This window comes from Gordonia tangerina (assembly GCF_021556435.1).
GTDB lineage: Bacteria > Actinomycetota > Actinomycetes > Mycobacteriales > Mycobacteriaceae > Gordonia > Gordonia tangerina.
In genome coordinates this window covers 1-21,998 of sequence record NZ_JAKGCU010000009.1, presented here as the reverse complement: position 1 = coordinate 21,998, position 21,998 = coordinate 1, and the positions used below count along the sequence as shown (strand labels likewise).

22 protein-coding genes and 1 rRNA gene are annotated in these 21,998 nt (G+C 66.0%); 22 read left to right on the top strand and 1 reads right to left on the bottom strand.

Annotated elements, in window-relative coordinates:
* Positions 1–27 precede the first annotated feature (27 nt).
* From L1892_RS11765 to L1892_RS11665, 21 genes are all read left to right on the top strand, one after another.
* Entirely contained in the window at positions 28–285 is a 258-nt protein-coding gene (locus L1892_RS11765; RefSeq protein ID WP_266062098.1) for a F0F1 ATP synthase subunit C, read from the top strand.
* Positions 286–335: 50 nt separating this feature from the next.
* Positions 336–827, top strand: coding sequence for a F0F1 ATP synthase subunit B (locus tag L1892_RS11760; protein ID WP_235723781.1), 492 nt, complete (start codon positions 336–338; stop codon positions 825–827).
* Complete coding sequence (locus L1892_RS11755; protein WP_235723780.1) at positions 828–2,177, top strand: F0F1 ATP synthase subunit B/delta; 1,350 nt, start codon at positions 828–830, stop codon at positions 2,175–2,177.
* Positions 2,178–2,244: 67 nt separating this feature from the next.
* Complete coding sequence (atpA, locus tag L1892_RS11750; protein ID WP_235723779.1) at positions 2,245–3,876, top strand: F0F1 ATP synthase subunit alpha; 1,632 nt, start codon at positions 2,245–2,247, stop codon at positions 3,874–3,876.
* Positions 3,877–3,918: 42 nt separating this feature from the next.
* Positions 3,919–4,851, top strand: a complete 933-nt coding sequence (locus L1892_RS11745) for a F0F1 ATP synthase subunit gamma (RefSeq protein ID WP_235723778.1) — start codon at positions 3,919–3,921, stop codon at positions 4,849–4,851.
* A gap of 34 nt (positions 4,852–4,885) precedes the next feature.
* Entirely contained in the window at positions 4,886–6,334 is a 1,449-nt protein-coding gene (gene atpD / locus L1892_RS11740) for a F0F1 ATP synthase subunit beta (RefSeq protein WP_235723777.1), read from the top strand.
* A gap of 9 nt (positions 6,335–6,343) precedes the next feature.
* Positions 6,344–6,724, top strand: a complete 381-nt coding sequence (locus tag L1892_RS11735) for a F0F1 ATP synthase subunit epsilon (RefSeq protein ID WP_235723776.1) — start codon at positions 6,344–6,346, stop codon at positions 6,722–6,724.
* A 181-nt stretch (positions 6,725–6,905) separates the two neighbouring features.
* Positions 6,906–7,349, top strand: a complete 444-nt coding sequence (locus tag L1892_RS11730) for a DUF2550 domain-containing protein (RefSeq protein ID WP_235723775.1) — start codon at positions 6,906–6,908, stop codon at positions 7,347–7,349.
* 35 nt (positions 7,350–7,384) lie between these two features.
* The gene (locus L1892_RS11725; RefSeq protein WP_235723774.1) at positions 7,385–8,032 is read left to right on the top strand and encodes a cob(I)yrinic acid a,c-diamide adenosyltransferase; all 648 of its coding nucleotides are present in this window, start codon (positions 7,385–7,387) and stop codon (positions 8,030–8,032) included.
* A gap of 9 nt (positions 8,033–8,041) precedes the next feature.
* Positions 8,042–9,298 (top strand): UDP-N-acetylglucosamine 1-carboxyvinyltransferase, encoded by a 1,257-nt coding sequence (gene murA / locus L1892_RS11720; protein ID WP_235723773.1) that lies wholly within the window; start codon positions 8,042–8,044, stop codon positions 9,296–9,298.
* A gap of 1 nt (position 9,299) precedes the next feature.
* The gene (locus L1892_RS11715; protein ID WP_235723772.1) at positions 9,300–9,635 is read left to right on the top strand and encodes an ArsR/SmtB family transcription factor; all 336 of its coding nucleotides are present in this window, start codon (positions 9,300–9,302) and stop codon (positions 9,633–9,635) included.
* Between the two features lie 90 nt (positions 9,636–9,725).
* Positions 9,726–10,463, top strand: coding sequence for an energy-coupling factor ABC transporter permease (locus L1892_RS11710; protein ID WP_235723771.1), 738 nt, complete (start codon positions 9,726–9,728; stop codon positions 10,461–10,463).
* Complete coding sequence (locus tag L1892_RS11705) at positions 10,460–10,852, top strand: PDGLE domain-containing protein (protein ID WP_235723770.1); 393 nt, start codon at positions 10,460–10,462, stop codon at positions 10,850–10,852. Before L1892_RS11710 ends, L1892_RS11705 begins: the two co-directional genes overlap by 4 nt.
* A gap of 15 nt (positions 10,853–10,867) precedes the next feature.
* Positions 10,868–11,644, top strand: a complete 777-nt coding sequence (gene cbiQ, locus L1892_RS11700; protein ID WP_235723769.1) for a cobalt ECF transporter T component CbiQ — start codon at positions 10,868–10,870, stop codon at positions 11,642–11,644.
* The gene (locus L1892_RS11695; RefSeq protein WP_235723768.1) at positions 11,641–12,465 is read left to right on the top strand and encodes an energy-coupling factor ABC transporter ATP-binding protein; all 825 of its coding nucleotides are present in this window, start codon (positions 11,641–11,643) and stop codon (positions 12,463–12,465) included. The genes cbiQ and L1892_RS11695 overlap by 4 nt, the downstream gene beginning before the upstream one ends.
* A 124-nt stretch (positions 12,466–12,589) precedes the next feature.
* Positions 12,590–13,882, top strand: a complete 1,293-nt coding sequence (mdo, locus tag L1892_RS11690) for an NDMA-dependent methanol dehydrogenase (RefSeq protein WP_235723767.1) — start codon at positions 12,590–12,592, stop codon at positions 13,880–13,882.
* A gap of 304 nt (positions 13,883–14,186) precedes the next feature.
* Complete coding sequence (locus L1892_RS11685; RefSeq protein ID WP_268900244.1) at positions 14,187–15,431, top strand: AAA family ATPase; 1,245 nt, start codon at positions 14,187–14,189, stop codon at positions 15,429–15,431.
* 10 nt (positions 15,432–15,441) lie between these two features.
* Entirely contained in the window at positions 15,442–16,974 is a 1,533-nt protein-coding gene (locus tag L1892_RS11680) for a VWA domain-containing protein (protein WP_235723765.1), read from the top strand.
* A 77-nt stretch (positions 16,975–17,051) separates the two neighbouring features.
* The gene (locus L1892_RS11675; protein WP_235723888.1) at positions 17,052–18,212 is read left to right on the top strand and encodes an iron-containing alcohol dehydrogenase; all 1,161 of its coding nucleotides are present in this window, start codon (positions 17,052–17,054) and stop codon (positions 18,210–18,212) included.
* A gap of 44 nt (positions 18,213–18,256) precedes the next feature.
* Positions 18,257–19,657, top strand: coding sequence for a MadS family sensor histidine kinase (locus tag L1892_RS11670; protein ID WP_235723887.1), 1,401 nt, complete (start codon positions 18,257–18,259; stop codon positions 19,655–19,657).
* A complete protein-coding gene (locus L1892_RS11665) occupies positions 19,654–20,307 on the top strand; it encodes a MadR family response regulator transcription factor (protein WP_235723764.1) in 654 nt (217 codons plus the stop codon). Before L1892_RS11670 ends, L1892_RS11665 begins: the two co-directional genes overlap by 4 nt.
* A gap of 12 nt (positions 20,308–20,319) precedes the next feature.
* Here the strand turns inward: L1892_RS11665 and mftM are convergent, their stop codons facing one another.
* A complete protein-coding gene (mftM, locus tag L1892_RS11660) occupies positions 20,320–21,147 on the bottom strand; it encodes a mycofactocin oligosaccharide methyltransferase MftM (RefSeq protein ID WP_235723763.1) in 828 nt (275 codons plus the stop codon).
* A gap of 732 nt (positions 21,148–21,879) precedes the next feature.
* On the opposite strand from mftM, the gene L1892_RS11655 reads away from it, so the two are divergent.
* Positions 21,880–21,998 (top strand): 16S ribosomal RNA (locus L1892_RS11655); the annotation flags it as partial.

Sequence of the window (21,998 nt, the reverse complement as noted above, 5' to 3'; positions counted from 1 at the left end):
CAGTTTCACCCGAAAGGAAAGTTCTCAATGGATCCCAATCTGATCGGTATGGGCGCGTTGATCGGCGGCGGCATCATCATGGGTGGCGGCGCGATCGGTGCCGGTATCGGTGACGGCATCGCCGGCTCGCAGCTGATCGCCGGTATCGCCCGTCAGCCGGAGGCCCAGGGACGTCTGTTCACCCCGTTCTTCATCACCGTGGGTCTGGTCGAGGCCGCATACTTCATCAACCTGGCCTTCATGGCTCTGTTCGTCTTCGCAACGCCGATCTCCGGCCAGTCCTGATCTCGGTCTGACGACCAGATCCTCCAAGGATCAAAGGGAATATCCGCACCATGAATCTCGCCGCAGAGAACTTCCTCATCCCCAATGGCACATTCTTCGTGTGTCTGCTGATCTTCGTCATCGTCTTCCTCATCATCCGGACGATGGTCGTGCCGCCAATCCTCAAGGTGCTCGACGAACGTGATGCCAGGGTCGCCAAGACCGTTGAGGACAACCGGGCGGCTGCGGCGAGCTACTCAGACGCCGAGACCGAATACCGGGCAGCGCTCAAGGACGCCCGGGGCGATGCCACCGGTATTCGGGACAAGGCCCGTGCCGACGGCAATGAGCAGTTGTCGGAGGCCAAGAAACGTGCCACCGCGGAAGCGGATTCGGTGCTGGCCGACAGCGTCGCGCAATTGAAGGCGGACGGCGACGACGCGGCCGCGACGGCACGCGCCGAGGTCGACCGTCTCTCGGCGGTACTCGCCAGCCGCGTGCTGGGCACCGAGGTGGCGCCGTCCGCTGCCGCGGCACCCGAGTCGACAGGAACGGTGAAGTAAGTGGACATCGTCATTGGAAACCTGATCGGTTTCGCGCTCATCGGCTTCCTGTTCTGGAAGTACGTGCGGCCGCCGCTGTCGCGAATGGTGGAGGCGCAGAAGGAGGCGATCAACCAGCAGGTCGTCGACAGCGCAGCTGCCGAGGAGCGCGTGGCCGACGCCCAGGCCGCACACGAACGTGCCCTCGCCGAGGCGAAGGCCGAGGCCAAGGAGATGCACGAGAACGCGCTCACCGATGCCAAGGGCATCGCCGAGGACTTCTCCGCGCAGGTCGACTCCGAGGTCAAGCGGATCAGTGAACACGGTAAGGCCCAGGTGGCTCTCAACCGGTCGAATCTGATCCGCGAGCTGCGCAGCGACCTCGGCCTGACCGCCGTGGACGGGGCCGGCAAGTTGGTCCGAGATCATCTCGCCGACCCGGGTGCCCAGTCCGACAGCATCGATCGGGTCATCGACGAGCTCGAGGCGATGGCGGCCGGCGGACCGTCCACGCAGGTCCCGCACACCGCGGATCTGATCGGGTTGCATTCGATGCGGGCGTCGAGCCGTGACGCTGCGCTCGCCGTGGCCGCCGAGTTCGACTCGGCTTCGCAGTCACTCGACTCCGCGGCGCTCACGACGGCGGCCACCGAGCTGACCGAGGTGATCCGGGTCATCGACGGCAACCCGGTGCTGCGCAAGCGGCTCACCGAGGACGAGGACAACGTCGACGGGCAGGTCGCCCTTGTGCAGAACCTGTTCGGCGGCAAGGTGTCGCAGATCGTCGTGGACATCCTGGTTGCCGCCGTCAAACAGCGGTGGTCGACCGCGGCAGACCTCACCGCGGCCTTACGCCGACAGAACGCACTGGTCGTCCTGACCGCGGCGGAGCGTGACGGATCGATCGAGCAGGTCGAGACCGAACTGTTCGCCGTCGGACGGCTGCTCGACCAGAACCCACAGTTGGCGTCGTTGTTGTCCGATCACACCCACGACGGTGCGCGTCGCGTCGAACTGCTGCGTTCGCTGGTGGGCGAGAAGGTCGGGTCGCACACCTGGTATCTGCTGTCGCATCTGATCGTGCTGCTGCACGGTCAGCCCTCCGAGGTTGCCGTCGATCACCTGGCCGAACTGGCCGCGGCCCGTCGCGGCGAATCGGTGGCGCACGTGGTGTCCGCGACCCGGCTGTCGGACGCACAGACCGCGCGTCTGTCGACCGTGCTCGGCAAGATCTACCGGCGGACCATCTCGGTGCAGACCGAGATAGATCCGGAGATCATCGGCGGCCTGCGGATCGGTGTCGGCGATGAGGTGATCGACGCCGATGTCGCGACCCGGTTGGCGAAGGCGGCCGAGAGCCTGCCGCGCTGACCTGCACCGAACCCAACCCAGCAACTGACAAACCACCAGCCGGACTGAGCAAGAAAGACGAAAACCCATGGCGGAGTTGACGATCTCACCAGACGAAATCAAGGGAGCGATCGAGCAGTATGTCTCGTCGTTCGAAGCCGATGCCTCCCGTGACGAGGTGGGCATCGTCACCGACACCTCGGACGGCATCGCTCACGTGAGCGGCCTGCCCGGCGCGATGGCCAACGAGCTGTTGCAGTTCGAGGGTGGCGTGCTCGGCGTGGCCCTGAACCTCGACGAGGACGAGATCGGTGCGGTCATCCTCGGTGACTACGAGTCACTCGAAGAAGGCCAGCAGGTCAGCCGTACCGGCGAGGTGCTCTCGGTGCCCGTCGGCGACAAGTTCCTCGGGCGCGTCGTCGACCCGCTCGGCGCCCCGATCGACGGCCTCGGTGACATCGAGGCCGACGAGCAGCGCGTGCTCGAACTCCAGGCGGCCTCTGTGCTCGAGCGCCAGCCCGTCGAGGAGTCCCTGGCCACTGGCATCAAGGCCATCGACGCCATGACCGCCATCGGCCGCGGGCAGCGTCAGCTGGTCATCGGCGACCGCAAGACCGGTAAGACCGCGGTCTGCATCGACGCGATCCTCAACCAGAAGGCCAACTGGGACTCCGGCGACCCCGACAAGCAGGTGCGCTGCATCTACGTCGCGATCGGCCAGAAGGGTTCGACCATCGCCGGCGTCAAGACCGCGCTGGAAGAGGCCGGCGCCATGGAGTACACCACCATCGTTGCCGCCCCGGCGTCGGACTCCGCGGGCTTCAAGTGGCTCGCTCCGTACACGGGTTCGGCCATCGGGCAGCACTGGATGTTCCAGGGCAAGCATGTCCTGATCGTGTTCGACGACCTGACCAAGCAGGCCGAGGCCTACCGTGCCATCTCGCTGCTGCTGCGCCGCCCGCCGGGCCGCGAGGCCTACCCGGGTGACGTCTTCTACCTGCACTCCCGTCTGCTGGAGCGTTGCGCGAAGCTCTCCGACGAGATGGGTGGCGGATCGATGACCGGTCTGCCGATCATCGAGACCAAGGCCAACGACGTCTCGGCGTTCATCCCGACCAACGTCATCTCGATCACCGACGGCCAGGTCTTCTTGGAGTCGGACCTGTTCAACAAGGGTGTTCGCCCGGCAATCAACGTCGGTACGTCGGTGTCGCGCGTGGGTGGTGCCGCACAGACCAAGGGACTGAAGAAGGTCTCCGGTTCGCTGCGTCTGGAACTGGCACAGTTCCGCGAGCTCGAAGCCTTCTCGGCCTTCGCCTCCGACCTCGACGACGCATCGAAGGCGCAGCTCGAGCGCGGTGCGCGCTGGGTCGAGATGCTCAAGCAGGACCAGTACAGCCCCTTCTCGGTGGAGGACGAGATCGTCTCGATCTACCTCTGCGGTGAAGGCCACTACGACTCGGTGCCCGTCGACGACGTGCGTAACTTTGAGACGCAGCTGCTCAGCCACCTGCACCATGAGGCCAAGGGCGTCTACGACTCGATCGCAGGCGGCAAGGCTCTCTCCGACGATCAGGCCGAGGCGCTGGTCGACGAGACCAACAAGTTCAAGAACAGCTACCTCACCCACGACGGCAAGCGGGTCGTGAACGAGGCCGAGGCCAAGGCGATGGACTCGGAGAACGTCGAACACGAGCAGATCACGGTCCGCAAGTCGTGATCGCGTCGTCCGACATTCGTCCGCAGGAAGGGGTGAGAGCTCATGGCCAGCATTCGTGAGCTGCGCTCGCGCATCCGGTCGGTGAACTCGACGAAGAAGATCACCAAGGCCCAGGAGCTGATCGCGACCTCGCGCATCACCAAGGCGCAGGCGCGCGTGGCGGCGGCCAAGCCGTATGCACACGAGATGACCGAGGTGCTCTCGGAACTCGCGAGCAATGCGGGGTCGCTCGACCACCCATTGCTCGTCGAGCGCGAGCAGCCCAAACGCGCCGGCATCCTGGTCGTCACGAGCGACCGGGGCATGTGCGGCGGATACAACGCGAACGTGCTGCGTGCGGCCCGTGAACTGATGGCGCTGGTCCGCGACGAGGGCAAGGAGCCGGTGCTGTTCGTGATGGGGCAGAAGGGCGTCGGCTTCTTCAGCTTCCGCGGCACCGACATCGCCGACTCGTGGACCGGATTCTCCCAGTCGCCCGACTACAACGACGCGGCCACCGCCACCGGCTTCCTGGTGGACCTGTTCCTGGCCGGCTCCGGCGAGCAGGTGGAGCGGCCCGACGGCGAGGGCTCCCTCGAGGGGGTCGACGAGCTGCACCTGGTGTACACCCGGTTCGTCTCGATGTTGACGCAGGCACCCGAGGTGCGCCGGGTGGCGCCGCTGGTGGTGTCGGAGGCGGAGGTGGATCAGGACGCCGAGATCCACAAGCCGTCGCGTAACTACTCGTTCGAGCCGGCTCCGGAGGCGCTGCTCGACGCGTTGTTGCCCAAGTATGTGGCGACGCGAGTGTATGCGGCGCTGCTGGATTCAGCGGCGTCCGAGTCGGCGGCGCGACGCACCGCCATGAAGGCGGCCACCGACAACGCCGAGGAACTGGCCACGTCGCTGTCCCGTGAGGCCAACCAGCTCCGCCAGGCGCAGATCACCCAGGAGATCAGCGAGATCGTCGGCGGCTCCAGCGCTCTGGCCAACTGACCTATCGACCCAAAGAGGAAGTGACCCAACGACAATGACTGCAGCAGTAACCTCCCCCACGGGGGCCGAGACGGGATCGGCCGACGGCCGGGTCGTCCGCATCATCGGCCCCGTCGTCGACGTCGAGTTCCCGCGCGGCTCGATCCCAGATCTGTTCAACGCCCTGCACGCCGAGATCAAGCTCGAAGCGGTGGCCAAGACGCTGACCCTCGAGGTTGCCCAGCACCTCGGTGACAACCTGGTCCGCACCATCTCCATGCAGCCGACCGACGGTCTGGTTCGTGGGGCCGCGGTCAGCGACACCGGCAAGTCGATCGTCGTGCCGGTCGGCGATGTCGTGAAGGGTCACGTCTTCAACGCGCTCGGCGATTGCCTCGACACCCCCGGCCTCGGCCGCGACGGCGAGCAGTGGAGCATCCACCGCAAGCCCCCGGCATTCGACGAGCTCGAGGGCAAGACCGAGATCCTCGAGACCGGCATCAAGGTCATCGACCTGCTGACCCCGTACGTCAAGGGTGGCAAGATCGGCCTGTTCGGCGGCGCGGGCGTGGGTAAGACGGTGCTCATCCAGGAGATGATCACCCGTATCGCACGTGAGTTCTCCGGCACCTCGGTGTTCGCCGGTGTCGGCGAGCGCACCCGTGAAGGCACCGACCTCCACCTCGAGATGGAGGAGATGGGCGTTCTGCAGGACACCGCACTGGTGTTCGGGCAGATGGATGAGCCGCCGGGCACTCGTATGCGCGTGGCGCTGTCGGCGCTGACCATGGCGGAATACTTCCGCGATGTGAAGCACCAGGACGTGCTGCTGTTCATCGACAACATCTTCCGGTTCACCCAGGCCGGTTCGGAGGTCTCCACCCTGCTCGGCCGTATGCCGTCTGCGGTGGGCTACCAGCCGACTCTGGCCGACGAGATGGGTGAATTGCAGGAGCGGATCACCTCGACCAAGGGTCGTTCGATCACCTCGCTGCAGGCCATCTACGTTCCTGCCGACGACTACACCGACCCGGCGCCGGCGACCACCTTCGCCCACCTCGATGCAACCACCGAGCTCTCGCGTCCGATCTCGCAGCTGGGTATCTACCCGGCCGTGGACCCGCTGACCTCGACCTCCCGCATCCTGGAGGCCTCGATCGTCGGTGACGAGCACTTCCGCGTCGCCAACGAGGTCAAGCGAATCCTGCAGAAGTACAAGGAACTGCAGGACATCATCGCCATCCTCGGTATGGACGAGCTCTCCGAAGAGGACAAGGTCACGGTGCAGCGTGCTCGCCGTATCCAGAAGTTCCTCGGCCAGAACTTCCTCGTCGCCGAGAAGTTCACCGGCCAGAAGGGCTCGGTCGTTCCGCTCGCCGACACCATCGAGGCATTCGATCGGGTCTGCAAGGGTGAGTTCGACCACCTGCCCGAGCAGGCGTTCAACAGCTGCGGTGGCCTCGACGACGTGGAGGCAGCCGCCGCCAAGATCAGCGGAAAGTAGCGAACCACCATGGCAGAGAAGTCCTTTCACGTCGAGGTCGTCGCCGCTGACGACAGGCTCTACTCGGGTGAGGCGACCTTCGTGATCGCGCAGACCACTTCTGGTGAGCTCGGTGTGATGGCGAACCACGAGCCGCTGTTGGGCCAGTTGGTGGCCGGCGGTTTCGTGGTGGTCGTCGAGGAGGGCGGCAACCGTCGCACGCTCGCCGTCCAGGGTGGATTCCTGTCGGTCACGGGCGAGGCGGTGACCATCCTCGCCGAGTCGGCGCAGTGGGCCGACGGCATCGATGCCGCTGCCGAGCGCGCGGCCATGGAAGCTGCCGACCCCGGCTCCGACGAGTACAACCGCGCGCATTCCCGGTTGGTCGCGGCCGAACACACCGCCAAGTAGACAGCTCGGCTCAACGGCCGGTCACCGCCAGTTGGCGGTGACCGGCCGTTGTCGTCTTTCCGGATCCGTCTGGCATGCTGGAGGAGGAAAAGACCGCTCGAGTCGCTCGACTCGTTGCCGGTGCGTGACCGCCCGCGCTCTGGCCTCAGCCCCACGTCGGTCGTTTTCGGAGGTTCGCCTGGTGTCGTTGGTAGCGATCTTGCTCGGTGTCCTACTGGTCGCCGCCTTGATCGTGTGTGGCCTGTTGGCGTACCGATTGAGTCAGCTGCGTCGAATGGGCACGCCCGTACTGTTGCGCCCGATCCCGGCCGCCGACGACGAGGGGTGGCGTCACGGCACCGTTCATTACAGTGACGACGCCTTGCGGTATTTCCGGCTCACCGCGCTGCGGCCCGGCCCCACCCGCACGCTGGTGCGGCAATCGATCGAGATCACCGGACGGCGCCGGCCATTCGGTAGTGAGTCCGACATCTTGGAGGGCATGGTGATCGTGGAGTTGGCCGCCGGCGCGGACGCCCACGGTGGAGCCTACGAACTGGCGATGGCGCCCGGGGCGGTTACTGCATTCCAGTCCTGGCTGGAGTCGCGGCAGAACGAGCGGTCCCAGCGACGCCGTACCGCGTGAGCGACCTACGCGACGCGGGGCACTAGATTCAGACCATGGCTGTTCATCTCACCCGCATCTACACACGCACCGGCGACGACGGCACGACTGGTCTCAGCGATTTCTCCCGGGTGGCCAAGACCGACCTGCGAGTCGGCGCGTATGCCGACTGCGATGAGGCCAATGCGGTCATCGGGATGGCGCTGGCTCTGGCCGACCAGGTCCCCGACGAGATCGCCACCGTGCTGGCGACAGTTCAGAACGATCTCTTCGACGCGGGAGCCGACCTGTCGACACCGGTGATCGAGAATCCGCAGTATCCGCCGCTGCGGATCGAACAGAGCTACATCGACGCGCTGGAGAGCTGGTGCGATGAATTCGGTGAGGGGCTGCCCTCGCTGGATTCCTTCATTCTTCCCGGGGGCACGCGACTGAGCGCCCTGCTGCACCATGCGCGAACCGTCGCCCGCCGGGCCGAACGCTCCGCGTGGGCGGCCGTCGACGCCGAACCGGACACCACCAGCGTGCTGCCGGCCCGCTACCTGAATCGACTGTCGGACCTGCTGTTCATCCTGGCGCGCGTCGCGAATCGGCCGCCCGTCGGTGGCGGGGACGTGAAGTGGGTGCCGGGTGGGGATCGTGCGCGGCCCGGGGCGGGTCAGCGGGGCGGCGGTCCGAGCGGAACGAGCGCCGACGAAGGCTAAGGTGGCACCGTGAGTGATCGTTTTCTGGTGTCCGGTGGCGCCCGCCTGTCCGGCGAGGTCTCCGTCGGCGGGGCCAAGAACAGTGTGCTGAAACTGATGGCCGCCTCGTTGCTGGCCGAGGGCACCACCACACTGACGAATTCACCCGAGATTGCCGACGTGCCGCTGATGGCCGACGTGTTGCGGGGGCTCGGTGCGGTGGTGTCGATCGACGGCGACACCGTGGTGATCGATGCGCCTGCCGAACCGAAGTTCCACGCCGATTTCGATGCGGTCAAGCAGTTCCGCGCCTCGGTCTGTGTGCTCGGTCCGCTGATGGCACGATGCCACCGTGCGGTGGTCGCCCTGCCCGGCGGCGACGCCATCGGCTCTCGGCCGTTGGACATGCATCAGGCGGGTCTGCGCGCACTCGGGGCGCACAGCTCCATCGAACACGGCTGTGTGGTGGCCGAAGCGGACACCCTGGTCGGTGCGCCGGTGGCACTGGAGTTCCCATCGGTGGGTGCCACGGAGAACATCCTGATGGCAGCGGTGCTCGCCGAGGGGGTGACCGTCATCGACAACGCTGCGCGCGAGCCGGAGATCGTCGACCTGTGCGTGATGCTGCAGCAGATGGGCGCGCGGATCGACGGAGCCGGCACGTCGACGCTGACCGTGACCGGCGTGGACCGACTCCATCCGACCACCCACCGGGTCGTCGGAGATCGCATCGTCGGTGCGACATGGGGAATCGCCGCGGCGATGACACGCGGCGACGTCACCGTGCGCGGTGTTTCGCCCGACCACCTGCAGCTGGTCCTCACCAAGCTGCGCGACGCCGGGGCCATGGTGGACACGTTCGACGACGGATTCCGGGTGCGCCAGGATCGTCGCCCGACCGCGGTGAACGTGTCGACACTGCCGTTTCCCGGATTCCCGACCGACCTGCAGCCGATGGCGATAGGTATGGCCGCGATTGCCGACGGGATGTCGGTGATCACCGAGAATGTGTTCGAGGCGCGCTTCCGCTTCGTCGAGGAGATGGTGCGACTCGGTGCCGATGCACGCACCGATGGACATCATGCGGTGCTCCGCGGCATCGAGCGATTGTCCAGCGCCCCGGTGTGGTGTTCGGACATCCGGGCCGGTGCGGGTCTGGTACTGGCCGGGCTGGTCGCCGACGGGGTGACCGAGGTGCACGACGTCGAGCACATCGACCGCGGATATCCGCACTTTGTGGAGAACCTGCGCAACCTCGGCGGAGAGATCGAGCGAGTGGGCGAGTGAGGTGACCGCCGACCACGGTCACCGACCGGGCGCCGCGAACGCCCCGTCCCCGCATGCCGCCGATGTGGACATCGCCGCGTGGTCCACCAGGTTCGACCTGCTGTCCGATCCACACCGGCTGGAGATCCTGATCGTGCTGCATCGGCGGCCGGGCATCATCGTGGGCGATCTGGCCGCGGCGGTGGGCCGGACCGAAACGGCTGTCTCGCAGGCTTTGCGGGTGCTTCGACACCAGGGGTGGGTCAGCTCCACCCGGCAGGGCCGTTCGGTGAGCTACCGGCTCGACGACGAAACCGTCCATCAATTGCTGCATTGGATGGGTGCCGGTCACTCGTAGTGCAGGACCCCACCTGACCGATCGGCCAGTCTGTCCACTTAAACATCTGAATAAGTGGACAGATGACGGTGGTGTGCTTACGGTTCGACCATGTTCCCGACGACCTCTTCGTCCACCACGGTGGCGATGCACATGAGTGATGGCATCATCGACGCGCCGACGTCAGCCGTATTTGCGGTGATCGCGGTGGTCGGCCTCGCGCTGTGTGCTTGGCGCGCTCGCGCCGACCTCGATGAGAAGACGGTACCGATGGCAGGTCTGGTCGCCGCGTTCATCTTCGCGGTCCAGATGATCAACTTCCCGATCCTGCCCGGGGTGAGCGGTCATCTGCTTGGTGGGGCGTTGGCCGCGATCCTGGTGGGGCCGTTCACCGGAGCCTTGTGTATCGCCATCGTGCTGATCGTGCAGGCGTTGCTGTTCGCCGATGGCGGGGTCACGGCGCTGGGCGCCAACATCACGAACATGGCGCTGATCTCCACCGTCGTCGGCTACGCGGTGGCAGTCGGGATGATGCGATTGATCGCGCGCCGAACCTGGACGGTCGGTCGTCTGGGAGTGGTGGCCTTTGTCGCCGCCCTGTGTGGAACGCTCGCGGCCGCAACCGGATTCATCGTCGAATACGAGATCGGGGGCGCTGCGACGCAGTCGCTGACCGCTGTGGCCGGCTACATGTGGGGTACGCACGCCCTCATCGGTGTGGGGGAGGGGCTGATCACCGCCGTCACCGTGATGGCAGTCGCCCGCACCCGCCCCGACCTCGTGTACCTCCTGCGGTCCCGACCGCAGACGGTGGCCGCGGACACCACCAGGACGGGAGCGCACGCATGACCACGTCCAACCGCGCACACCGCTTGGGTCGCCGGGCATTCCTGGTGGTCTTTGGCTTGGCGGCGCTCGTCATCGCCGGTGTCGTGTCGTATGCGGCCAGTGCCTCGCCGGACGGGCTCGACTCCACGACATTGCGCGGATGCGAGACGATCGTGGTGAACGGAACCGAGAATCTGACCGGCGACTGTATCGCGCAGCACGCCACCGAACACGCGCTGGCATCATCGCCCCTCGCCGACTACTCGGTCGGTGGAATCGGGTACTCCAACGGCGTCGCAGGCGTCATCGGCGTGCTGGTGACCCTCACCGTTGCGGTTGCCGTGTTCTGGCTGATCGCTCGACGCCGGGCCGACGGTCGCACCGCGACCCGTGGCGTCAGCCGACGCTGAACCGAAGTCAGCACCATGGGCGCCGGCCACGCACACCCGCTGTACCGATCCGCAACATCGGTGGTACATCGGGCACCTGCCGAGGCCAAGTTGGCGGCGTTGGTGGTGTTCGTCTTTGCCGTGGTGGCCACGCCCCGCGAAGTGTTCTGGCCCTACGTGCTCTACGCAGCGATACTGCTGACGATCTGGCGGTTCGCAACGATCCCGCTGAGATGGATTCTGCCGCGCATGCTCATCGAGGCGCCGTTCGTCGTGCTCGCAGTGCTGCTGCCGTTCTCCGAGGGCGGTGAGCGCGTGCACGTCGCGGGTATGTCGCTGTCGGTGGCCGGGCTCTACGCGGCGTGGGGGATTGTCATCAAGGGCACGCTCGGGGTGGCGGCTTCGCTGACGTTCGCGGCGACCACCCCGGCCAGTGCGCTGCCGGTGGCGCTGACGCGCCTCGGCATGCCTGCCACCGTGACGCCGGTGATCGTCATGATGTTGCGGTACGCGGATCTGTTGTCGGCGGAGATCCGCAGGATGCACATCGCTCGGTTGGCGCGCGGTGACTCACCGCGCACTCTGCATCGGGCCGGCGCGATCGCACAGGGTATCGGTGCGCTGTTCCTGCGGTCCTACGAACGTGGCGAACGTGTGCATCTCGCGATGATGTCGCGCGGTTTCAGCGGCGCCATTCCGGAGATGCCCGGCGTCGCCGGGTCGGCGCGTGCCAGCGCGCGTCAGTGGCTCGCGGTGACCACGCCCGCGACCATCGCTGTGATTATCGCCGTGATCTCATGGGGAGCAACATGATACGTCGGAAGTCCACTGCTGGTTCGGAGCCGCTCCCGTCGACCGGTGTGGCGGTCGAGGTCAGCGGCGTCCGATACACCTATCCCGATGGGCATCGGGCTCTGGACGGAGTCGACCTGCGAATCCGCGCAGGCGAGCGGGTCGCTCTGCTCGGGCCGAACGGCGCAGGGAAGACGACCCTGATGCTGCACCTCAACGGGGTGTTGACGCCGACCGAAGGTGTCGTGTCCATCCACGGGCGGATCGTCGACAAGAAATCGGTGCGCGAGGTCCGGCGGCAGGTGGGCGTGGTGTTCCAGGATCCGGACGATCAGCTCTTCATGCCGACCCTCGCCGAGGACGTGGCCTTCGGACCCGCCAATTTCGGCGTCGAGGGGCAGGCGCTGGCCGAACGTGTCGACGAGGCGCTGGCCGCGGTCGGGATGCGCGAGCAGGCGCAGCGCAGTCCCCATCACCTTTCCGGGGGTCAGCGTCGTCGCGGGGCGCTGGCATCGGTGCTGGCATGCCGGCCCGACGTGCTGGTCCTCGACGAGCCGTCGGCCAATCTCGATCCCGTCGCGCGCCGCGAACTCGCCGAGACGCTGATCGGACTGGACACGACGATGATCGTGGTGACTCACGACCTGCCCTACGCCGCGCAGCTGTGCGACCGGGCGGTGATCGTCGACGAGGGGCGGGTCGTCGCCGATGGCGCCATCCTCGATGTACTGGCCGACGCGGAGACGTTGGCGCGGCACCGTCTCGAGTTGCCGTGGGGATTCGACGTGGACACCATGCGCGCCCTGTCCGAACGGACAGGGCGCCGGGTGCCAACCGGATAGCACTCCGGCGCCAAGGGCGGGTTTGCACTCCGAGATCTGTTGTCCGCCAGTGTGACGCGCGTAACGTCGCCGGTGTTCACCACCGATGCCGATATCGCGCAGCGCGCGCAGGAGGACAGTCACCATGCAGGTCGACGAGCTACTCAAACCATTCCCCATCAAAGAGTTCCATCCCTTCCCGCGGGCGATGATGGGCCCCGGCGCCCACGAGATGATCGGACCCGAGGCGCTGAAGCTGGGTTTCAAGCGCACCCTGGTGATGACCACCGGACTGCGGGGCAGCGACACCGTCCACAAGATCGTCGAGTCATGCAAGTACCACGGACTGGAAGTGGTGCTGTTCGATCAGGTGGAGTCCAATCCGAAGGACTACAACGTGATGGACGCGGTGTCGCTCTACAACTCCGAGCAGTGTGACTCCTTCATCTCGATCGGTGGTGGATCGGCCCATGACGCGTGTAAGGGAGCGCGCATCTCGGTGGCGCACGACGGACGAAACATCAACGAGTTCGAAGGCTTCAACAAGAGCGAGAACCCGAAGAACCCGCCGCATATCGCGGTGTCCACCACGGCGGGCACGGGATCGGAGACCTCCTGGGCCTACGTCATCACCGACACCACCACCGACCCGGACAAGCCGCACAAGTATGTGGCGTTCGACGACGCGTCGGTGACCACCCTCGCGATCGACGATCCGGTGCTTTACTACGACTGCCCGGTCGCGTTCACCGCACAGTGCGGGTTCGACGTGCTCGCGCACGCCTCCGAACCGTATGTCTCGCGGTTGAACTTCCCGCCGTCGATGGGCAATGCACTGCATGCGGTGCGATTGACCGCACGACACCTGCGTGAGGCCACGTGGAACCCCACCGAACTCGCCGGCCGCGAGGGCATGATGTACGCGCAGTACATCGCGGCGCAGGCCTTCAATTCGGGCGGCCTGGGCATCATCCACTCGATCAGCCACGCGGTGTCGGCTTTCTACGACACCCACCACGGACTCAACAATGCGATCGCGCTGCCGCGTGTGTGGGCATTCAACATGCCGGTGCTCTACGAGCGCTTTGCCGATCTCGCCGAGGCGATGGGCGTCGACACGCACGGTATGACCAAGGTTCAGGCTGCTGATCAGGCGCTCAATGCGGCGATCCGGTTGCTGCGCGATGTGGGTATCCCGGAGAAGTTCACCGACGTGACGCAGGACTCGCACATCAAGAACCGGCTCGGTCAGGGCCCGACCAAGTTCTACGAGAACCGCAAGGAGATCTCGGGTGCGCCGGAGTCCATCGACGCGATCACCAACCACGTGCTCGGCGACGCCTGCACTCCGGGTAACCCGAAGGAGTGCACGTTCGAAACCGTGCGACCTGTCGTCGATCACGCCTTCAACGGCGACCTCGATGACCTGATCTCGTAGGGGCGCCACCCCTACGGCGCAGACGGGTGGCGAATCCACTGCCCCCGACCAGGTTTCGCCACCCGTCTGCATTCACCACCCCAATTTCGATCACCGTGACCCGCCCACAGAACCGGAGACACCGATGTCCGTGCAGTTCGCCGACGAGCCCGACGAGTTCGGACCGACGAGCCCCGATCCCGCCCGGTCCATGAGTGGCTCGCGTGGCACCGGTGGGGAACGGCCACCCCGATCTGGGGGTGGCACGGGTGACGGGGAATCACCCCGCGGGGGTGGCACGGATGACGGGGGATCCGCCCGTCCCCTGAGGAGCCCGCGAGGAACGAGCGGGCGTCACGAAGGGTCGCCCCCCTTCACCGACGTCGCCGACGTGATCGAGAAATTCGCCGCAGCAGGCTATCTCGCCGATCAGCGCCTCGCGACGACGGTCTTCCTGCAGAGCCGGCTGGACAAGCCGATCCTGCTCGAGGGGCCTGCGGGAGTCGGCAAGACCGAACTCGCCAAGACACTGGCAGAGGTCACCGGACGCCACCTGTTGCGCCTGCAGTGCTACGAGGGCCAGGACGAGACGACCGCGCTTTACGAATGGGATTACGGCAAGCAGCTGCTCTACACACAGGTGCTGCGCGAGAAGATCAGCCAGGTCGTCGAGGATGCCGCGACACTCACCGAAGCGGTCGACCGGATTGGTGCCGAGGAGAGCGTGTTCTTCTCCGAACGCTTCCTCGCACCGCGGCCGCTGCTGGAAGCCGTGCGCTCCGAAAGGCCGGTGGTACTGCTCGTCGACGAGGTCGATCGTGCCGACGAAGCGCTCGAGGCGGTCTTGCTGGAACTGCTCGCCGAGTATCAGGTCTCTGTGCCGGAGATCGGTACCTTCGTCGCTACCCACCAGCCGATGATCGTGTTGACCTCCAACAACACCCGGGATCTGTCGGCCGCGCTCAAACGACGCTGCCTGCACCTGTCGCTGGACTACCCCGATGCCGACCGTGAACTGGAGATCATCAAGTCCAAGGACACCGGGTTGTCGGAGGCATTGGCCGCACAGCTCGTGCAGATCGTGCGCGGGTTGCGCGAGCTGGATCTGCGCAAGGCGCCGAGCATCTCCGAGGCCATCGACTGGGCGCGGACCCTCGCTGTTCTCGGTGCCGACGACCTCACCGCCGAGATCCTCTCCGACACCGCCAATGTCGTGGTCAAATACGACCGGGACCTGACTCGTGCGATCGATGCCATGCCCAGGTTGGTCGATCCGAATGCCGAAGTGCCCGAACATTTGCACGGGCACTCGCACGACCACGGCCACTCGCACGACCACGGGCACTCCCATGACCACGGGCATTCCCACGATCATGACCATTCGCCCGGGCACGAGACGAACTCGGGGCCGGCGCGGCGGGCCGCCAAAGATCTTCCGGGGCGTCACGGACAGGACTACTACGGATCGCCGGGCGCCCGCAGCGAGGCCGGTACCAAGGGCGGTGTGAGTCCGGGTCAGGGGAGCCGGTCGTTCCAGCGACGAGGCGGCACCGGCAAGCGGCCGTTCTGAGGCGAGCAGGATGGAAGGGGCGCTGCACCGGTTCGTCCGGTTGCTACGACTACACGGGATACGGATCGGTGTATCCGAGGCGATGGATGCCATGCGAGCCACCGCGACGGCGGAAGTCCTCGCCGATCGTGAGCTGCTGCGATCGGCACTGGAGGTATGCCTGATCAAGGACCGCCGCGACGAGGACACCTTCAACGAGGTCTTCGACCGGTTTTTCGGTCTGCGGCCGGTGGTCGACCGCGACGACGGGCATGGGCACTCGCACAGCCACGACGATCTCAGCGACACCGGCGAACTCGAGGAGTACACGCTGTCCGAGGACGTCAGCGAGACTCCGCAGCAGGGACACAGTCACGGACCGCCGTCCAACATCCGGCAGTACTTCGACCCGGAGGATCTCGCCGAGCAGTACAACTTGCATCAGGAGGCCAACAAACTCGATATGGCATCGCTCACGGACGAGATCGTGCTCTCGGCCGACGAGGTCCCGAACTCGGAGGCCGCCGCGCGGGTGCAGCTCACGGTGTCCCGACTGCACAACCCGGGCCGTCCGGGTGATCTCGTCGCCGGTACGCCGACCGAGCTCGACACCGAGCTCTCCGTCGCGCAGGAGATGGCGCTGCTCGAATGGCTCGACACCGACGAGTCCGCGGGTGGACAGCCAGACGCCGAGGAGTTGGCGGCGCTACGGCGCGCGCTGGCCGGCCTACTCGACGGGCTGCCGGAGAAGTTGCGAGATCACCTCGAGCAATTGATGGCCACCGACCACGAACTGGAGAGCCGCGAGATCAAGGCCTCGGTGCGTGAGGTGATCCACGAGCAGGACCGGGCGAGCCTCGAGGAATCGATCCGCCGCCTGATCCGCAGTCTGCACGGAGCTCCGCGCGCCCGCCGCAAACTCGCTGCGCGGGGCACCGTCGACGGCGCTCGCACCATGCGCGCGAACCTGCGCTACGACGGGGTGCCGTTTCGTCCCGTCACGGTCGCCAAGGTCACCGATCGTCCCAGCCTGCTGGTCCTGGCCGACGTGTCATTGTCGGTGCGTGCGGCGGCCCGGTTCACCTTGCAGCTCGTGCACGGGCTGCAGAGCATGGTCGCCCACGTGCGGTCCTTTGCCTTCGTCGCCGACCTCGTCGAGATCACCGACCTGTTCGCCGAGCACCCAGCCGAGGAGGCGTTGTCGCTCGTTGTCTCGGGGCTACCCGCCGGCGGAGTGCTCGACACCGACGCCGACTCCGACTACGGACACGCGCTGGAGACCTTTCTCGAGGAGTTCGGTGGCGCGGTCAACCGTCGCACCACCGTCATCGTCCTCGGGGACGGCCGAACCAACGGCCGGGACCCCAACCTGCCCGCATTCGAGGAGATCACGCGGCGGGCCCGGGAGACGATCTGGATCACGCCCGAGCCGAGCTATTCCTGGGGCCTGGGATCGTGCGACCTTCCCGCCTACGCGACGATGTGCGACCGGGTCCATGTTGTCCACGACCTGTCCGAGTTGGAGCAGGTGTCGGTCGACGCGATCGGGCCAGTACACCGGTGATCGCCCGCGTAGGATCGCGAACAGGCAACCGGCGCTGGGACGGGTGAGGTGACGTGGCAACCGAGGCGGGCGCGACGATGATCCGCACCGGTGTGCGGATCGCCAAATTCCACACCCCGGAGATCATCATCGGGCACGGGTCGTTGGCCGAGGTGCCGCGTGCGGCCGATGGCCTGGGCGTGCGGCGACTGATGGTCGTCTCCGACCGGCCGTTGATGGCGACCCCGTGGTACTCGGAGCTGTGCGATCGCCTGCGCTCGTCGGGGCTGCAGGTGTATTCGTTCACCGGGGTGTCGCCGAATCCGCGCGCTCCCGAGGTGTCCGCCGCGCTCGAACACTACGAATCGGCCCGCTGTGAGGGCATCGTCGCACTCGGCGGTGGATCGGTCATCGATGCCGCCAAAGGAGTTGCCGTGCTCGCCGCGAACGGCGGACACATTCTGGAATACGAGGGCATCGATCGGGCCCGCCGACCGCTGCCGCCGTTGGTCGCCGCACCCACCACAGCCGGCAGCGGTTCGGATGTCTCGCAGTTCTGCATCATCAACGACGTCGACCGCCGCACCAAGGTCACCATCATCGGTCGCGGGCTGGTCCCCGACGTCTCGGTCATCGACCCGAGGGTGCTGGCAACACTGCCCCCGGAGGTCGTCGCGCAATCGGGGATGGACGCCATCACCCACTGCATCGAGGCCTATGCGTCGATCGCCCACAACCGACTCACCGACATCGCGGCCCGCTCGGCCATCGGTACGGCCTGGCGCAGTCTGGAGCGGCTGGTGGAAGACCCGGGCGACGCACAGGCCGGACTGGACATGGCCTACGCCGCCCTCGAAGCCGGCATGGCGTTCACCAATGCGATCCTCGGTGCGACCCACGCGATGAGCCACCCGGTGGGCGGTCTGTGCGATGCGCCGCATGGGGCGATCAACGCGGTGCTGTTGCCGCATGTCATCAGGTTCAATGCCGAGACCGACCCGCAGCCCTACGCCGAATTGGCAGAAGCGGTGGGTGTCGCCGCCGCGTCGTCGGCCCATACGACCGCCGAACGGTTCGCCGCGCGTGTCGCCGACCTCTCCGCCCGCGTCGGCCTGCCCGGATCGTTGACACCGCTCGGGGTTCGCCGCGAGGATCTCGCCGTGCTCTCTGCCCACGCACTGGCCGACGCATGCATGACCACCAATCCCCGTCAACCGACTGCAGATGACGTACACCGGCTGTATCGGGAGGCATTGTGATGGCCGGGCACCGCGCCCCGGCGCCAGGGCCCGTCGATCCGGTGATGGACGCGCCTCCCGACCACGACGTCGTCGGTGGAATCGACGATCGGTTGGAGTCCCTGGTCGGATTGCATTCGGTCAAGGGATCCCACTATGCGCAATTCCGTGGAGTGGAACAGCGGTTGTCGCGGGTCGTCGACGCGCTAGACCGGATATCGCGGGCACTTGTGCAGACCGCCGAGGGGCCCGAGAACCTGGTGCTGTCGGTCGTGCGCGCCGCCCAAGAGCATCTGGGCGCGGAGTGGGTGGTGTTCGCGCTGTGCGATGGCGAGCTCGATCGCACGGGACCACGGCATCTGATGATGACCCAGGACGGCACCATCCTCGCCTTCGAGGGCGTTCAGATGGCGCGGGCGCCGAGGCACCTGCCCGCCGACGTGCTCAACCGACTCAACGACATCCTGCGCAATCAGATGGATCGTCTGACACGTCCGGTGGTCGACGATCATCACCTGCATGTGCCGGTACATCTCGACGGCCGGGTGGTCGGCGGGTTGTCGGCATGGACGCCGCCCCACACACCGGTGGACTCCTCGGATCTCGTCGTGATGCGGATTCTGGCGCGTCAGGCAGCTGTCGCGCTGCTCAACGCCGCGCTCCTCGAGGAAAGCCGCCATCAGCTGACCCGGGCCGAACACGCGTACGCGCAGGCTTCCGAACAGGCTCGGGATCTTGCGGCGCGCAACCTGGAACTCGAGCGCACACAGCGTGAATTGTCCGCCGCCATGCGACAACGCCTCGTGGTGGAGGAACGCGAGCGCATCGCTCGAGAGCTGCACGACTCGGTCACGCAGTCGGTGCTGTCGGCGGGTATGCAGATCGAGGTGTGCCGGATCGATGCCGAACCGCGTACGGCGGAGCGGCTCGAGGTCGCCGGACGACTCACGCGCGATGCGGTCGAGCAGCTTCGCTCGGTGATCTATGCGCTCAACCAGTCGCCGACGGTCAGCGAGTTGAGCCTGGGGGAGGTTCTCGACGGGCTGTGTTCGATGCACATGCCGGCCGACCTGGAGACCGAGGTGCGTGTGGTGGGGAGACCACGAGACCTGCCCGACGACGTTCAACACGCCATCCTTCGGATCGCCGGGGAGGCACTGTTCAACACCGCCGTGCACGCCGAGGCGTCCACGGCCCGACTGACCCTCTCCTACGGCGATCACCTGATCTCGCTGAGCATTGACGACGACGGGGACGGGGACCCGGCGCACATGCGCAAGGTGTTGCGCGCCGCAACGCTCGGCGACCTGGCCGGGCGGCATCGCGGTCTGGCCAATATGGCCACCAGGGCAACCGAACTCGGCGGTGGCCTGCGCATCCGACGATCACGCCTCGGCGGTGTGCGCATCGGCGTCGAGATCCCGGTGACCGGGGCCACGGGTTCGGGGACGAGGGAGGCAACATGACAGCACCCGAGACCACGGCGGTTCGCACGATGCTGGTGGACGACCACGCCCTGTTGCGTGAGGGCATCCGATCGCTGCTCGACCGAGAGTCGTCGATCGCGGTGGTCGGCGAGGCGGACTCGTATGAGAACGCACTTGCCGAGGTGACCCGATGTCGACCCGACGTGGTCGTGGTCGACCTCAAGCTGACCGCCGGCACGGAGTATGAGGGCCTACGGCTGATCGGCGAGATCGCGCAGCGTCACCCCGGTGTGGCCGCGCTGGTGTTGACCACATTCCTCGACGACGACCTCGTGGTCCGCGCGGTCAAGGCCGGAGCCCGCGGCTACGTCGTGAAGGACGTCGACACCACCGAACTTGTCCGTGCGATCCAGGCGGTGTCGGGGGGTGGCAGCGCCTTCGACCCGCGCAGCGCCGCGATCGTGCTGCGTACGGTGTCCGGGGAGGGAGGGGTGTCGGAGGGTTTGACCGAGCGTGAGCGCGAGGTCCTGCGCCTGCTCGCCGACGGATTGTCGAACAAACGCATCGGGCAGACGCTTTACATCTCCGAGTCGACGGTCAAGTTCCACATTCGCAACATCATCCGCAAACTCGGAGTCTCCAAGCGCACCGATGCCGTGTACATCGCCAGCAAACGAGGATTGATCTGATCATGCGACGGTCTATCGCGGGGTGAGGACCATCCAGCCGCCGTGATCGTCGAAGAACTCGACGGTCGCAGGCTTTACGAGCTCGGCCCAATGACGCAGGTGGCTTGCAGTCAAGCGCAACAGATGTCCGAAGTGCTCACTGGGGTGGTCTTCGTAGGGCACAGCGACAACGACGCGTCGGCGCGCCACCCGCAACGCCTCGGACAACGCACGACGAGCCGAGCCATCGTCGAGGTGTTCGAGCAGGTGGATCAACGTCACCGTGTCGACCGAGTCGGCACCGAACGGGAGTGCGGTCGCGTCGCCGACAACCGCCGACACGTCGTCGCCACGTCGGCGCGCGGCAGACTTCAGCAGCGCGGTGGCACCGGGGGAGATATCACAGGCGTGTACCCGCCGGCCATCGCCGGCGCACTGCAATGCGAGGAAACCGAAACACGAACCGACCTCCAGAACGCTCTCGCCGATCACCAGAGACCTGGCCCGTAGATGAATCGGGGCAAAAGGCGAGCGTCCGTCGGCCAGTTCGGCGAGGGAATTGTCGTAGAACGCCGCCCACGCGCGGTCATCATCGGGCGCAGAAGTTCGGATCACACCCAGCGCGGCCTGCTCGAAAGCATGCCGACCGGCGAGGATCCCGAGGTTCACGAGATGAAGTAGTCCGTCCACCATCGACGCGTCGCTGATCGTCGATGCGTCCAGCCGGTGGATGATCTCGACTCCGTCGATGCCCGGACGCCAGGCGAACGGACCGCAGTTGACGAAGCCGGCGGGGACACTCAGGGTGCGACGCACCGCTACGCGAGTCGGCGGCGGGTCGACACAAGCGAGCGCTGTCATGCCTTCACGCTATGGACGGTCTTGACCTGCAGTAACTGCCCATCGAGGTCCGGTGACTGTCCAAAAGGACGGGATCAATGGCGCAGATCACACAGAGATTCGCACGTCTCAGGCCGGGTAGTGCGCAGTCATCGCGGCCGGACGCACGTCTATGACCTGCGATGATGCTGCGGAGCCACGCTGCTGACCAGGCGATTTGGATATGGCCGCGAGAGTGCGTAACTTTCTTCGAGTCAGCGCGCCACGGCGCCGCCCCGGACGCCCCGAGAGGGGAAACGGGGAAGGGAAACCGGGTTCTGCACTGACCGCCCCCGAGAAATCGACCGGGTCGCTTGATGCGCCAGGTTTGACATCTCGGACTGCCAGACACTCCCGATCGGACCACGACCGAGAGTTGCGGGCCGCGAAGAGCGTCTGGTAGGTTGGAAGAGTTGCGCCGGAGACGGGCAGCGAATCCAAATTGAACGAAAGCTCGCAGGTGAGCGCCCTTTCACGGGGTGGTGCTGGTGGGTGTGTGTTCTTTGAGAACTCGATAGTGTGTTGATGGATTGTCTGATGCCATTTGTTTGGCATCGTGTGTCCAAGTGTTTTTGGATATGGATGATTTTTGTTTTTGTGGCATCTGCCCTGTGGGGTGGGTGTTGCTAGTTTTTGTTTGGTCAGGTTTTTGTCTCTCTGGCTGAGATTGTGTTGAAAGTCTGCCGGCCTGTGGTTGGTGGTTTTCGATAGGTTTTCATGGAGAGTTTGATCCTGGCTCAGGACGAACGCTGGCGGCGTGCTTAACACATGCAAGTCGAACGGAAAGGCCCAGCTTGCTGGGTGCTCGAGTGGCGAACGGGTGAGTAACACGT

Excerpts from the sequence above, each read along its gene's own strand:
- L1892_RS11765 (WP_266062098.1), top strand. The coding sequence starts at position 28 with ATGGATCCCAATCTGATCGGTATGGGCGCGTTGATCGGCGGCGGCATC.
- L1892_RS11760 (WP_235723781.1), top strand. The coding sequence starts at position 336 with ATGAATCTCGCCGCAGAGAACTTCCTCATCCCCAATGGCACATTCTTC.
- atpA (WP_235723779.1), top strand. The coding sequence starts at position 2,245 with ATGGCGGAGTTGACGATCTCACCAGACGAAATCAAGGGAGCGATCGAG.
- L1892_RS11745 (WP_235723778.1), top strand. The coding sequence starts at position 3,919 with ATGGCCAGCATTCGTGAGCTGCGCTCGCGCATCCGGTCGGTGAACTCG.
- atpD (WP_235723777.1), top strand. The coding sequence starts at position 4,886 with ATGACTGCAGCAGTAACCTCCCCCACGGGGGCCGAGACGGGATCGGCC.
- L1892_RS11735 (WP_235723776.1), top strand. The coding sequence starts at position 6,344 with ATGGCAGAGAAGTCCTTTCACGTCGAGGTCGTCGCCGCTGACGACAGG.
- L1892_RS11725 (WP_235723774.1), top strand. The coding sequence starts at position 7,385 with ATGGCTGTTCATCTCACCCGCATCTACACACGCACCGGCGACGACGGC.
- L1892_RS11710 (WP_235723771.1), top strand. The coding sequence starts at position 9,726 with ATGTTCCCGACGACCTCTTCGTCCACCACGGTGGCGATGCACATGAGT.
- L1892_RS11705 (WP_235723770.1), top strand. The coding sequence starts at position 10,460 with ATGACCACGTCCAACCGCGCACACCGCTTGGGTCGCCGGGCATTCCTG.
- cbiQ (WP_235723769.1), top strand. The coding sequence starts at position 10,868 with ATGGGCGCCGGCCACGCACACCCGCTGTACCGATCCGCAACATCGGTG.
- L1892_RS11695 (WP_235723768.1), top strand. The coding sequence starts at position 11,641 with ATGATACGTCGGAAGTCCACTGCTGGTTCGGAGCCGCTCCCGTCGACC.
- mdo (WP_235723767.1), top strand. The coding sequence starts at position 12,590 with ATGCAGGTCGACGAGCTACTCAAACCATTCCCCATCAAAGAGTTCCAT.
- L1892_RS11680 (WP_235723765.1), top strand. The coding sequence starts at position 15,442 with ATGGAAGGGGCGCTGCACCGGTTCGTCCGGTTGCTACGACTACACGGG.
- L1892_RS11675 (WP_235723888.1), top strand. The coding sequence starts at position 17,052 with ATGATCCGCACCGGTGTGCGGATCGCCAAATTCCACACCCCGGAGATC.
- L1892_RS11670 (WP_235723887.1), top strand. The coding sequence starts at position 18,257 with ATGGACGCGCCTCCCGACCACGACGTCGTCGGTGGAATCGACGATCGG.
- L1892_RS11665 (WP_235723764.1), top strand. The coding sequence starts at position 19,654 with ATGACAGCACCCGAGACCACGGCGGTTCGCACGATGCTGGTGGACGAC.
- mftM (WP_235723763.1), bottom strand. The coding sequence starts at position 21,147 with ATGACAGCGCTCGCTTGTGTCGACCCGCCGCCGACTCGCGTAGCGGTG.